This window comes from Deltaproteobacteria bacterium HGW-Deltaproteobacteria-2 (assembly GCA_002840505.1).
Lineage (GTDB): Bacteria > Desulfobacterota > Syntrophia > Syntrophales > Smithellaceae > Smithella.
The window spans coordinates 148,685-161,432 of the sequence record PHBC01000001.1 but is presented as its reverse complement, the minus strand read 5'-3'; the positions used below and the strand labels follow the sequence as shown (position 1 = coordinate 161,432).

Sequence of the window (12,748 nt, the reverse complement as noted above, 5' to 3'; positions counted from 1 at the left end):
TCCAGTATAAACGGGGTATCATATCCCGTAGCTTACTGCGAAATTTTTTTCCAACGCTTGCTTTGGGTTCATACCCGTGATTTTTTTTCTCTGACGTGCCTGGTATTGCCTGTTCTTGCAGGAAGAATAACAATTTTTCTAAATTTACCCTCGCCGCGGCTTTGTGTAATCAGCGATTCATCTTCTTGCAGTACCATATGGATGAGGCGCCGGTCATGAGCGTTCATATGGCCAATCGATACAGGCTTCATGGTCTTTTTTACTTTTTCCCTGATTCTTTCCGCCAAACCAAGCAGAAATTCCTCTCTTCTCTTCCGGTATTCTCCGGAATCGATCATGATCATTTTATGGTCAGTATGAAGTTTGTTGATGGCTTTGTTCAATATATATTGAAGAGCATCAATATTCTGGCCGCGTTTGCCTATGAGCAACCCGCTGTTATCACCTTCAATGTTGAGAATTATTTTTTCCGCCGTTTCATTAACAGTGACCTGGCATTCCAATGGTATCCTCTGCAAAATGCCTTCCAGTAAATCCTTTGCTTTTGATGCGAGTATAGCACTGGCAGTAGAATCATAAATGACGGCAGGCTCTACCTGCTTTTTCGGTTTGTCCGTCATAATCTTTTTTTCAGGTATAACTTCTTTTTCAGTTATAACCTCTTTTTCAGGTTTTACCCGAGGTTCTATTTTAAACTCATTTTTGACTTCCGGATGATCCGTGAACGAAAAATCGATATTCAGAGAAAGCAGCGAAGCTCTTATCCTGGCTTTTTTGGAGAACATACCCAGGAAGCCTCCGCTTTCTTCTGAAATAATTTCAATATTTAATTTTTCCCGCGGTACGTCAAATTCGCGACAGGCTTTTTCTATAGCCTCATCAATTGATTTTTCTTCTATTTCTAACGTTTTGGAATCCATCTTCAAACCTCTTATCAATATATCAATCAGCGAATTTTCTATTAATATAAATTTGCTGTCCGATGCTTAAAACATTATTTAATAACCAGTAAATAACCAATCCTGACGGAAAATTTAAAAATATAAAGGTAAACACAATGGGCATAATCAACATCATTTTTGCCATCATGGGATCACCCGTAGTAGGGGTCATCTTCTGTTGAATAAATTGCGTTGCACCCATGATAATCGGTGTAATGTAATAAGGATCTTTGGCCGATAAATCCTGAATCCACCAGAACAATGGTGAGTGGCGCAGTTCAATGGCATAAAGGAGTGTATTGTACAGGCCGATAAACACCGGAATCTGAATTAACATTGGCAGGCAGCCGCTAAGGGGGTTGACTTTATGCGCCTTGTATAGAGCCATGGTTTCCTGACCGAGTTTAGCCTGATCATTTTTATATTTCTCTTTTAACTCAACTAGTTTTGGCTGAAGTTTTTGCATTTCCTTCATAGATTTATAACTTATGTTACCCAGCGGCCAGAAGATGAGTTTGATGAGGATTGTAAGGATGATAATGGCAATTCCATAATTGCTGACAAACTGATACAAAAATTTGATAAAAATCAGTAAGCCAATGGAAAGCCATTTCAATCCAGGTATAAATGAATCAAACTCAATAGCTTCTTCTAATGATATACCCTGTTTCTTGAGAAGAGTGTAATCCTTGGGACCAATAAACAAGGAGTATTTCAAAGAATCCGACTGGTTCGGCGGGATAATACTCTTGGTTCCTTTAATTTCTACGGAGACCATGTTGTTTTTGTCTTTGGAAATATTGATACTGGTCAGAGATGGATCTTGCGGTATAACTGCCGCCATAAAATATTTATTCTCAAATCCGCCCCAGGAAACATCAGGACCAAGACTTGTATCCGTGGAGATATCCGAAACTTTCTTACGCTTGATGGACTTGGAGACATAGGCGACAGGTCCTTCATTGCTGTAGCTATCATTTTCTTTTTTCGGATCTGCATACTCGTACAAGTTAAGGTGAGGTATCTGGGTCGTCGGCGAATTGGTCAGGTTGGATATTTTTACGTCTAGCGCGATTGAATAATTATCCGGATTAAAAGTAAAAATCTTTTCTATTTTCAGTCCATTAAAAGTCCGGTAAAAAACCAGACGATTTTTTTCTTTGGATTTTTTCATATCCAGGCTGGTTACATCAATATCATATACGGAATCAGCGGCAATTTCAGGAGCCGACTCGGGAAAGGTGATTGCCAGCGGATAGGGCATTGATTCATTAACTGTTATAAGCTCTATCGGTTCGTTGCTTTTTGCTTTGGCCGGTTGCTTCGTTCCGGTTATGGAATTCTTAATTGCAGGATAAATATCCTCAGTACATTTTGTACATTCTTTCTTATATCCTTTGAGCTGAAACGATTTAACGGCCGCGCCCTTGGTGGAAAATATCGCCGTATAATTTTCAGTTTCTACCTTGATATCTTTTGGTGCAGCTTCTTTTTTAGCTACAGTCTGTTTAATTGCGGGTTTTGACGCTACCGCCGATGCCGGTGTAGCCGGTGTTTTTGCATCCGTATCTTTGCTGATTTGTTTTGATTCTTGAGCCGGAGTTGCCTGTTTTTGTGCCGGTGGTTTGAGAAAAAATAACTGATATATCAAAAGTACGGCAAGTGACAGGACTATGGCCATAATTGTCCTTTTATCCATTTATAACCTCCAGTTTCATTTTACTTGACGGGATCATAACCGCCGGGGTGCAGGGGGTGGCAACGAAGAATTCTTTTTATGCCCATGTACGTTCCTTTTGCCGGTCCATGCAGTTTAATTGCCGAGATGGTATATTCGGAACATGACGGATAGAATCGGCAGCATGGAGCAAAAAAGAAAGGTGATACGCAGATTTGGTATAAACGAATTATGGTAATAAGAAATTTTAACGAAATTGTCTTGAGCATAAATTATATATTAGTTTTCTGTGTGAATAGTTCAGTCAATTCTTTGCATGCTTCTAGATAAGTTAGGGGGGGCATATTTCTTCTAACCATGATTACGACATCGTATCCGGCGGGAAACAAACTTTTATTGAGGCGAAAATATTCTTTGATCAATCGTTTGATTCTGTTTCTTCTTACGGCGTTTCCCGCTTTTTTGGTTACGGTAAGTCCCAGCCTTCTAACCCCTTGAGAATTACTGCATGTTATGGCTGTAAAGTGTTGAGAACTTCTCCACACCCCCTGTTGGTAAATAGTTCTATATCTGCTATGATTAGTAATCCTTTCCAATTTCCGGTAAGATTGTTCTTTCATGCATACCGACGACAATCATTAAGATACCAAGGCCCTGAATTTATACGGCTAAACGTTTTCTTCCTTTAGCTCTTCTGCGGCTTAAAACTTGCCTTCCGGATTTTGAAGCCATACGAACGAGAAAACCGTGTGTCTTCTTTCTTTTGGTATTTGTTTTGTTAGTTAATGTCTTTTTCATGATTTATCCTCTAAAAGTGATGAAATGGCTTTTAAATCATAGTAGTATTTATTTGTCAAGGTTAAATTGGCAACTAAGTAGTTTAAATATTCTCTTATCTGCAAGAGATAACTTAAACAAATGTTGCCGCAAATTCGGGCTTATTTGCCTCCGTGGCATTTAAAAGCTTAATTGCCGCTATCTATTTAATATTATTCAGAGCTGGATTATTTATAAAGAACATGTCTTGAAAGAAGGATAAAGGAGGAAAGTCCGAGCTCCACAGGGCAGGATGGTCGCTAACGGCGACTGGGGGCGACCCTAAGGAAAGTGCCACAGAAAATATACCGCTTGGCGTTTTCGCCAGGTAAGGGTGAAAAGGCGAGGTAAGAGCTCACCGCTTTCCTGGCGACAGGAAAGGCATGGTAAACCCCATCCGGAGCAAGACCAAATAGGAGAACGTTAAGGGCGGCCCGCCCGATGTTCTCGGGTAGTGTCGCTAGAGGCGTGAGGCAACTCACGTCCCAGATGAATGATCATCACCACGTGCAGGGTAACCTAATCGTGGGACAGGACTCGGCTTACGATCTTCTCTCGTGCCTGTTTTTTTTGATATATTGTTCAGAAACAGAACAATTATCCAAGCATATATAATCTCTTTTCATGGACTGTTCAAAAATGTTCAGATGCGAGGCGCGCAAGAAGCGTATCGCGAGGCGTATATAGTCATACGTTGAGCGATGCGATTTGCAGCGCAATCCCGATTTTATCGGGACAGATGAGCGTTTTATAAAAGCCTTCGGCTTTTTCCGGCAAGGGAAGTGACCATTTATTATTGCGCTCCCCTGCGGGAATGCGCTCCCGGTCAACAGCCCATAATTATAGCTGCTTTCCTCTGTCCTTCGCTTCTTTATAAATCCTCCACATACACAACCCGATAGCCAGAAAGAAAGAACACAACATAAAATTAGGTGTGGTTCCCAGGATTTCGTCCACAAGATAACCGATAAACAAGAAAAGGAAGGAAGATAAGACCATCGCCAATCCCCAGGCCGATAACATCAAAATTCCACCTAGTTTGTTGAATTTATCCAGGCTTTCCTTTGGTTTTCTTCCTATCTGGTAACCCTTCATTTCACTCAATCCACATCAAAATATGAACATGAAAATGCATTTGACAAACTTTTTATACCCGGTCGGCGGCTACCGGTTGCATTTACTCCGTTAGAAAGTCGAAGACTTTCTAACGGGGTTTACTCTACCTGGATAAAGCTTATAAACCTTTTTATCAGGTCCATTCCCAGTTCTGTAAAGAGGGCGATTAATATAATGAAAAGAATGAATACGATGATCAATTCGCGGTTATTTATTTTTTTATATTTTCTTTTTATTATCCAAAGAACGATGCAGCCTATAACTAAAGCGATCAGATGCGGCAAATAGTTCATTTCGTCCTCCTTACTCTTTGAAATAAAATAATATTAATAATGATACAAATTATTATATATTGTATTTAATTAAAATCCATTTTATTTTAATGAGCCTTGATTTTCCGAAACGCAGTGCTCGGAAAATCTTAGAGCGAATTATCCCTGAAGCGAAGCAGAATGGGATGCTGAGACTCCAATTTCAATACGCTACGCTTTTGAAATTGGAGTCTCATTAAAAAGGCCGAATCGAAATTCGGCCTTTTTGTTAATTTAATTTTATTAAATGGAAATTAGTTATTTATCATCGTCATCATCGTCATCGAAGGAACCCGCACCCTCAGATCCCTCAGGAATTTCTGACTTCAATGAACGACTGATTCCACGAACCAAAAGCATCATAATGAAGAACAAAATAATCATGGAGGCGATAAGAATAAAGATGACTGTCGCAGTCCATGCTTTTGATTCCTTTTCAATGTTTTGAGATAACTTCGTTGCCGCTTCGTTATATTTCTCAACTTCCAGTCCCAGTCCTATCCAGCCAAAACCGGTAGGTGCAGGAAGGTTTGAGGCATAAAACTTAATCGGTGCATAAGCAACAAACTTATTGATTCCACCAAATTTGTACATTAATACTCCCGATTTTCCTTGCGCAGCTTCCTTCGTGATTTTAAATATATTGGGATCCAAAAAACCTAACTGGAACATGTTCAACGCTTCTGTACCATTCTTGGCCAGTTCTGCCGCGTTTTGAGCCGAAAGAGTTGGAACAATTGTTCCATCATGATTGAGTCCAACAATATGAAAATCACTGGGATGGGAAATGACAAAACCGCGGTTGTCTACCATATAAGCATAATTACCGGTAGAAGCCTGGGTTTCAAATACCCTTTCCGCCTGCGTAGGAACAAGGTGATCGGTAAACTCGGCCAGATGACGGTAATCCAACGCCAGTGTAATTATACCGGCGAAGCCACTTTGATTGAATATCGGTGTCGCAAAACGGACAATCCCGTCAAATCTTTTCCCCTTTTCAAATGCTGCCTTATCGACATAGTATCCTTCTACAGGGGAAACATAAAATTCACCTTTGTTCAGATTTTTTGTCTTAGCAAAATAAACTTCATTTTTAAATGTTGTATTGGCCGGATTGCTGACATTAGCCAGTTTTTTCGATACCTGACCATCAACGATTTTGATTTGTTCGTTGCCGTTTTTGTCAATCAGAGTCATTTCTTTGTACAGCGGGATTAATAACTGCTGTATTTTACCGTCAATTTTGACCCAGACAGGTTTTTTATTTTCAGAAACAAACTGCTTGTATACAGCTTCTGTTGAGGGAATGATTGTTGCTATTTGTAAATCTTTATTACATTCCATGAGGAAACTGGCAACTTCGTTTGATGCGTTGACGGCTCTAGCTTTTATATCTTCCTGAACTTTGCTATCGAGTACGTTAACGGTTCTCTCTTTTATAGTAACCCCCAGCTTAAACATGCCGTTGGCAATTAAAAAAGCCATTAATGATAAGGGGATTACGATAAGCAGGAAGAACACGCTTCCTATACTAAAAGACCGCTTATCTTTATTAGTTTTTGACATTACTATTTCCCCCTAACCTTTGTTATTTTGTGTTAAATTAATTTTTATTAACCCAAAAAATAACGCATGTAAGGGTTAGCGTAGAGAAGAACCAGAGAAACAACCAGCGCGTAAATCGCGATGGACTCAGCCATGGCCATACCAACCAGCATGGTCATCATGATTTTTCCCTGAACGCCCGGATTTCTTCCCACAGCGCCGCAAGCTCCACTGGCCGCTGTTCCAATACCCAAACCTGCGCCGACGGCTCCAATACCAATTGCCAAACCTGCGGCAATCATCGCCCCCACTGCAAACATAGCTTTGGAAGAAAGATCGCCGGAAGGAATAGCCTCTGCCGCGAAGACAACCGGAGTTGCCATAAGCAGAACTACCGCTGATGTAAATGCTGTCAAGATTTTTTTACCGAATTTGTGTAACATTGTTTGTCTCCTTTCATAATAAAGTGTTTATTATTACTTCGTATTTCCATAACATAAATGAGCAGTCAAGGGAAAGAGAAATAATTTAATCTTTACTTGCTTTACGCATATTGCATGACTTATGCCATTGCTTTAATATAATAAAATTATTTATCGATGTTTTAGCCGAAAAATGCAGTGAATAAAAAAATATCAGCCTAATTTATTGAGATTGTTATATTTAAAAATACGACAAAAATGAAAATGTTTCACGGGAAAAATATCCGCAAGTTGTTTCTACAAACGTAAAGATCATGAAAATTTACAGCCGCATTTAATGTTTTGTTAAATGAGTCGTTATAAAACATTAAAATATATTTGCTGAGATTCATCTTGAATGTGCATAAAAATATTTTCATCCATTGGATTATTACGATAGTTTTTATATGCGGGCACTGAATTTGCTTTTTATATTTCTGTTGAAATTTTTCACTAAGGCCGTTAGTATAAAAAAAATTTGTTAAATAAAGTACTACTCTTTATATTAAAGGATGATCATGCAGGAGCTTTTAACAGCAGTTACTTATCCTATCGTATGGCTTGTTTGTTCTCATTTTTTAAAAATTGAAAGCGGTTTGGCAAAACTTCTTATTTCACTTACGGCAGCAATTCTGGTTTATGTTCTGATAGGCATCAGGCTTTCTCACAAAGAAGATAAAAAGGACAATGAAAATAGGTGACTTTTTTCGGTAGGATCAATAATCTACTTTATAAGGTCTTGGAAGCCCGCATCCTGTTCGCGAGCGCCGCGGTAATTATCCTGATTCTACTTCTGGCGTTTACAGTGAACAGCGCCCGTGAAAAAGAAATGGTAGAGCTCTTCAGCCGCCAGCAATTTGCCCATGTAAAAAATACTGCAACACGAATGACCGATGTTTTCTTGCAGGTTGAAAAAAACATCGCTTTATTTTCGAACTTCAAACCTGATCTGCGAAAACCTTCCGCAGAAATGGATCATTACTACAAAATATTGTCTGCCGGCTGGGGAAATACTCTGAATGCAATTGTTTTTTTTGATGCAACAGGCAAGGTAAAGGATATTTATCCGCGTAATAATGCCGTGTTGGTGAATTTATCCGATCACTTTAAAATTATCCGTAAGCATCAGAAATCCTACCTTGATCTTGCTATATCGGAGCAGTGGAATATGGCCCGCCTGAAAGACAGATATCTGATAATCGGGTGTCCGCTGCAGGGCCGGGATGGTAATTTCGCCGGAGCGTGGATAGTTGCTTTTTCTTTGACGGCTGTTGTCGATAAATATGAAAAACAAGCCAGATACAATGAAATGGGAGAAGTATGGCTGGCAGATGAAAAACAGCAAATAATTGTTCATAACGATCCGGCATTTGTAGGTAAAAACTTACAAGATCTATTGAGTGACAATAAAGGAACGCCAATTGATCTTTCATCGGACAATGGTGATTACTTTGAGGCTTTAGTTCGCCAAAGTGATAATAAGCTGCAACGCAGCGTGATTGCTTTTCATCCGTTGCAGGCCGGGGATAAAAAATGGATTCTTTGCGTGATCACTCCGTACAGCCAGGTAATTTCTCCCATTCGTAAAACTTTCGTTTATACGCTTTTTATTTCATTTCTGCTGATTCTGGTGGTTATTGTTGCCGGTTTATCTTTTGCCTACAAAGAGGGCAAGAGACTGCGCGTCAGTGAAGGAAAGAAGAGGCTCCGCGAACGGGAGGATTGGCAGGAGAAACTGCTTAAAGAGAAGAAAACAATAGAAGGTATTATTGAAGGTTCGCCCATTCCCAGTTTTGTTATTAACAACGAACATAATGTTATATTATGGAATCGTGCCTGCACCGAACTCACAGGTTATTCCGCCGAAGACATGCTTGGAACCAGTAATCACTACAAAGCTTTTTATTCAGTTAAAAGGCCGCTGATTGCTGATTTGATCATCGATAATGAGCTGGAGGATTTAAGCAAGTATTATGGCACAAAGAAAGTAAAAAAATCCGAGCAGGTATTGGGCGCTTATGAAGCGACTGATTATTTTGAAAATCTTGGCGGCCGCGGGAGGGTTTTATATTTTCTGGCGGCTCCCATCAGTGATGAAAAAGGTAAAATTATAGCTGCGATTGAAACACTGCAGGATATTTCGCGCGAAAGAGAGATGACAAAAAGTTTAAGTGAATACGCCGAGACAATGCAGAATGAATTGATTGAAAATATCGAACTGCGACGGCGGATTGAGGATTTATATAATTATCTTCAGACAATCATTACCAGTTTACCGGATAAGATTTATGAGATAGATGAAAACGGCATCATCAATTTTATGAGCCGGGGTTTGAAGAAAAAGGGAGAATCCTCTTCGCGCGAATTTATTAACAAGCATTTTCTGGATTTTGTTACTCCCGGATATGAAGATTTTGTTTTGTCCAAATGGGAAGAAGCCAAAAAAGGAATTTACAAACCCTACGAAATTGAAGCGACAGGCAAAGATGGGCGCAAGCACAACCTGTTGATTACAACAACACCTGTTATGGGAACCAATCATTATATTCTGGTTCAGCGCGATATTACCGAATTTAAAAATCTGGAAAAGAAACTCTATGACAGCCAGAAACTGGCAGCGTTAGGCCAGCTTTCGGCAGGCATTGCTCACGAAATACGCAATCCTCTTTCTTCAATCAAAATGAGTCTGCAGATACTGACCAAGCGTATGACTCCCGAAGGAAACGATTTGAAGAGGTTCAAAATTGCTGAGAAAGAAGTGGACCATCTGGAAATGCTGGTCAATAATATTTTAGCTTTTGCCAAGCCAGTGGAACCGAAAAAAGTCTCTGTAGCTTTGTCCAAAGTTCTGGAGCAGGCACTGGCGATGTCGGAGAAAGGAATTGCTGATAAAAAAATTGATGTGCGGATGGAGTTTGGCGATGTCCCGTCCGTGACGGTTGACGCGGCAATGATAACAGATGCTTTTATAAATGTTATCCGCAACGCCGTGGAAGCTGTGCAAGAACACGGTGAAATCAAAGTTTCATTGCGCTATTTTGATGAAACCCGTAATTCTGTGGCTGTGGAGATTAAGGATAATGGGAGTGGTATTGACGAGGCGGATATGCCTCATATATTTAATCCTTTCTTCACGCGTAAAAATTATGGTACAGGTTTGGGGCTTTCTCTGGTAAAGAAAATAATTGATATTCATCAGGGAATGATTGATATTTTCAGCAAAAAGAATGAGGGAACGAAGGTGCTTATAATTTTACCGCTGGGAACTGAAAGCGCGCGTTTACCCGTTACAAATAATGAATAAGGTAATATCTTATGCCGAGTATTCTTGTTATTGATGATGACGCTTCCATTGCTGAGACACTGGATTTGTATCTGACTGAAGAAGGCTACAAAGTCCGTACCGCGCTTACCGGTACTGAAGGCTTGAATAAATATGTACAGGAACAACCGGATGTCGTCATTCTGGATATCCGCCTGCCGGACATTGATGGATTCACCGTTCTGGAAGATCTCAAGGAAGAAAATGAAAACGTCAAGGTCATCATGATAACCGCTTTTCACGACATGGAAACGACCATTAATGCGATGAAGAGCGGTGCTTTCGATTACATTCACAAACCGGTCAATGTTGATGAACTGGATCTGGCGATCAAAAAAGCCCTGAAATCCCTGGAGATGGAAAAAAAGATTGACGGACTTTTGATGGAGCCATCCCGAAGTTTCCGAGTCGGGGATATCATCGGCACCGGCAATGAAATGCGGGATATTTTTAAAACCATCGGCACGGTATCGCAAAGCCGCACCACCGTCCTGATTCAGGGAGAGAGCGGCACAGGCAAGGAATTAATCGCCAAAGTCATTCATAACAATACTTCGCCCGACGAACCTTTTATTGCGGTAAACTGTTCCGCGATTGTCGAAACTCTTCTGGAGTCGGAACTGTTCGGTCATGAAAAGGGATCCTTCACCGGCGCTATTGCCCGAAAACTGGGCAAATTTGAACTGGCGCGATACGGTTCTGTTTTCCTCGATGAAATAAGCGAAATGTCCGTCAACCTGCAGGCGAAACTCCTGCGGGTTTTACAGGAAATGGAATTCGACAGAGTGGGAGGAAAAGATAAGGTCAAAGTCAACGCCCGGATCATAGCCGCGACCAATAAAGATTTAAAGACTCTGGTTAACGAAGGAAAGTTTCGAGATGATTTGTATTATCGCCTGAATATCGTGTCCATTACTCTGCCACCGCTGCGCGGGCGCCGTCAGGATATTCCCTCGTTGATCGACTACCTGCTGGCCAAAATTAATTTGGATCTGCACAAAAAGGTCATTGGTGTTTCCGACGAAATTATGGAAATTTTCATGAATTATAACTGGCCGGGCAATGTCCGGGAACTGGAAAATCTGCTGGTGCGCGCCTGCGTCGTGGCCAAAGGGCAGGTTTTGGGAGTCAGTGACTTCCCCGAACTGGGCAAGGAAGATGCTTCCAAATTATCGGGTGATGTGACAACTGATTTATTTAAACCGTCGGAGCCGGGTAAATTTCTCACACTCGATGAAGTTGAAGAGCGCTACATCAGAAAAGTTATTAAAGAGACGGATAAAAATAAAGGTGAAATTTGCGATATATTGGGAGTGTCCAGGCCGACACTAGAAAGGAAGCTGGAAAAATATGGCATCACCTTTGAACGCGAGTGAGTGTGGGGCTTTTGAAAAACGGTCATATGCTGCGTTTCCCTCGCCCTTCGTCGTTGCGACGTATGCAAAAAATACGTCTCACTCCTCAGGGATCGGGAGCCTTGCATCTAACCATTTTTGAAAAGCCCCTACGTTTGTCATTCTCGCATAGGCGGGAATCCAGTAGTATAAAAAATAATTACAATTGACGGGGAAACTGATATTTCAAGACTTGACCCCATTATCCATTTTGGTTATCATTAAGCATATTTACTTTTATATCTTTAATAAAAGCAAGGAATAGAAACACAGTAATTGGATGTTTACTGATCATTGTTTTATTTTTAGGAAGTATATTTTGGAACTTTATTAATATTTACATAAGTTAAAATGAAAAAGACATTGATAATCCTAGCCTGTATAATGTTTGTGGTCTTCTCTGTTCAAGCTGTTGAACCTGAGAATAAAAGTGACAAACAAATAGAAGAACTATCTAAAAAAGCTTTTCGCTATTCAAACAATAAAGGCAAACAGTCGCTGAAATTGATTACTGGATATACCGTCCATATGGCAAATCCAGAATGGTATAAAGACGGCTGTCCTGAATCATGTAACAACACTATAGCTGTATTGTATTCTCTTCACTCTGCTGTGCCTTTACCCGGAACTCCTCTTATTATGGCATTTCTGGATTGTCCGGCATGTCGTGAAGGTACTGTCATTGGAACGGAATTTATAATGGCTATGTTTAATAGGAATAATACAAACAAACCTTTATGTTTTCAGCATATTGATCTTATGGGTAAAGAAAAAGATAAATTTTATTATTACCAAATAGAACCAATTGAAATACGTAAGAATATAGAACGGGGATATTATGCGGTTATTAAATTATTTGGTGGTGATGGTATGGATTCTTGGTCTAGTTTGGTGTTTCTGTTCATTGATAATAAATGTAATGCGACTGTTTTATCCAGACTGTATGAAGATTTGAGTTTGTATGAGCAGGAAGATGGTACGAGTTGCCACGGCAAAACATTATATTGTCACTTTCTTGATGACCATACAGTTGATGTTGTTACTGAAGACCCCTGCATAGGACCGACTGAGAACGACGTTTTGAGATCTCATAAAAAGTATGATTTAAAATTACTCCTTGAAAATCCTAAAACCAGAATTTTTCAACCATAAAATATCTTGGAA

The 12,748-nt window shown here is 40.1% G+C and carries 13 protein-coding genes and 1 other RNA gene; 5 read left to right on the top strand and 9 right to left on the bottom strand.

Annotation, left to right across the window (positions count from 1 at the left end; translation table 11 throughout):
* Positions 1-68: 68 nt before the first annotated feature.
* From CVU62_00750 to CVU62_00730, 5 genes are read right to left on the bottom strand one after another with little or no spacing between them, the layout of a single operon-like run.
* Positions 69-920 carry a hypothetical protein gene (locus CVU62_00750; protein PKN38761.1) on the bottom strand — a complete coding sequence of 284 codons (852 nt, stop codon included), beginning with the start codon at positions 918-920 and terminating at the stop codon, positions 69-71.
* 22 nt (positions 921-942) lie between these two features.
* Complete coding sequence (locus tag CVU62_00745; protein ID PKN38760.1) at positions 943-2,640, bottom strand: protein translocase component YidC; 1,698 nt, start codon at positions 2,638-2,640, stop codon at positions 943-945.
* A gap of 20 nt (positions 2,641-2,660) precedes the next feature.
* Positions 2,661-2,876, bottom strand: a complete 216-nt coding sequence (locus tag CVU62_00740) for a membrane protein insertion efficiency factor YidD (protein ID PKN39431.1) — start codon at positions 2,874-2,876, stop codon at positions 2,661-2,663.
* A 15-nt stretch (positions 2,877-2,891) separates the two neighbouring features.
* A complete protein-coding gene (gene rnpA / locus CVU62_00735) occupies positions 2,892-3,239 on the bottom strand; it encodes a ribonuclease P protein component (GenBank protein ID PKN38759.1) in 348 nt (115 codons plus the stop codon).
* A gap of 40 nt (positions 3,240-3,279) precedes the next feature.
* Positions 3,280-3,417, bottom strand: a complete 138-nt coding sequence (locus CVU62_00730; protein PKN38758.1) for a 50S ribosomal protein L34 — start codon at positions 3,415-3,417, stop codon at positions 3,280-3,282.
* A 225-nt stretch (positions 3,418-3,642) separates the two neighbouring features.
* Here CVU62_00730 and rnpB point away from each other — a divergent pair.
* Positions 3,643-3,999: RNase P RNA component class A (rnpB, locus tag CVU62_00725), an RNA gene on the top strand.
* 276 nt (positions 4,000-4,275) lie between these two features.
* On the opposite strand, the gene CVU62_00720 is transcribed toward rnpB, so the two are convergent.
* The 4 genes from CVU62_00720 to CVU62_00705 form a co-directional block, all read right to left on the bottom strand.
* Positions 4,276-4,530, bottom strand: coding sequence for a hypothetical protein (locus CVU62_00720; protein PKN38757.1), 255 nt, complete (start codon positions 4,528-4,530; stop codon positions 4,276-4,278).
* Positions 4,531-4,649: 119 nt separating this feature from the next.
* On the bottom strand, positions 4,650-4,844 hold the full coding sequence (locus CVU62_00715; GenBank protein PKN38756.1) for a hypothetical protein: 195 nt from the start codon (positions 4,842-4,844) through the stop codon (positions 4,650-4,652).
* Between the two features lie 276 nt (positions 4,845-5,120).
* The gene (locus CVU62_00710) at positions 5,121-6,428 is read right to left on the bottom strand and encodes a hypothetical protein (protein ID PKN38755.1); all 1,308 of its coding nucleotides are present in this window, start codon (positions 6,426-6,428) and stop codon (positions 5,121-5,123) included.
* Positions 6,429-6,475: 47 nt separating this feature from the next.
* A complete protein-coding gene (locus CVU62_00705) occupies positions 6,476-6,850 on the bottom strand; it encodes an ATP synthase F0 subunit C (protein ID PKN38754.1) in 375 nt (124 codons plus the stop codon).
* A 536-nt stretch (positions 6,851-7,386) separates the two neighbouring features.
* Between CVU62_00705 and CVU62_00700 the strand changes: the two genes are divergently transcribed.
* From CVU62_00700 to CVU62_00685, 4 genes are all read left to right on the top strand, one after another.
* On the top strand, positions 7,387-7,569 hold the full coding sequence (locus tag CVU62_00700; protein ID PKN38753.1) for a hypothetical protein: 183 nt from the start codon (positions 7,387-7,389) through the stop codon (positions 7,567-7,569).
* Positions 7,566-10,172, top strand: coding sequence for a hypothetical protein (locus CVU62_00695; protein PKN38752.1), 2,607 nt, complete (start codon positions 7,566-7,568; stop codon positions 10,170-10,172). The genes CVU62_00700 and CVU62_00695 overlap by 4 nt, the downstream gene beginning before the upstream one ends.
* Positions 10,173-10,183: 11 nt before the next feature.
* Positions 10,184-11,566, top strand: coding sequence for a Fis family transcriptional regulator (locus tag CVU62_00690; protein PKN38751.1), 1,383 nt, complete (start codon positions 10,184-10,186; stop codon positions 11,564-11,566).
* Between the two features lie 402 nt (positions 11,567-11,968).
* Positions 11,969-12,736, top strand: coding sequence for a hypothetical protein (locus CVU62_00685; protein PKN38750.1), 768 nt, complete (start codon positions 11,969-11,971; stop codon positions 12,734-12,736).
* Positions 12,737-12,748: the final 12 nt, after the last annotated feature.